Below are 737 nucleotides of genomic sequence, written 5' to 3'. Positions count from 1 at the left end.
GGGGTGTCGTTGATCGTCACCAAAAAGCTGTTCTCGGCGCTACAGTTCGGCGTGGTGCCGGTCTCGGCATATACGTAGATCGTCTGCGTGCTGGTGATCGCATCGCCGGCGTTGAGCTGCGTGCCCGTACCGCCAGGGCCGGTGTAGTAGTTCCCGTTGGTGAGCGCTGGCAGTGTGTAGCTGTCGCAGGCGGTAACGTCCGAAGGGTCGTCAACCGGAGGGGTGTCGTTGATCGTCACCAAAAAGCTGTTCTCGGCGCTACAGTTCGGCGTGGTGCCGGTCTCGGCATATACGTAGATTGTCTGTGTGCTGGTGATCGCATCGCCGGCGTTGAGCTGCGTGCCCGTACCGCCAGGACCGGTGTAGTAGTTCCCGTTGGTGAGCGCTGGCAGCGTGTAGCTGTCGCAGGCGGTAACGTCCGAAGGGTCGTCAACCGGAGGGGTGTCGTTGATCGTCACCAAAAAGCTGTTCTCGGCGCTACAGTTCGGCGTGGTGCCGGTCTCGGCATATACGTAGATCGTCTGCGTGCTGGTGATCGCATCGCCGGCGTTGAGCTGCGTGCCCGTACCGCCAGGGCCGGTGTAGTAGTTCCCGTTGGTGAGCGCTGGCAGTGTGTAGCTGTCGCAGGCGGTAACGTCCGAAGGGTCGTCAACCGGAGGGGTGTCGTTGATCGTCACCAAAAAGCTGTTCTCGGCGCTACAGTTCGGCGTGGTGCCGGTCTCGGCATATACGTAGAT

At 61.2% G+C, this 737-nt stretch carries 1 pseudogene; it reads right to left on the bottom strand.

The features are described from left to right. A pseudogene (locus LS48_RS15410) lies at window positions 1-737 on the bottom strand (T9SS type B sorting domain-containing protein); the annotation flags it as partial.

Source organism: Aequorivita aquimaris, from assembly GCF_001573155.1.
Classification (GTDB): Bacteria; Bacteroidota; Bacteroidia; order Flavobacteriales; family Flavobacteriaceae; genus Aequorivita; species Aequorivita aquimaris.
The sequence above is the reverse complement of the archived record's forward strand: the minus strand, read 5'-3'. Positions and strand labels throughout refer to the sequence as shown.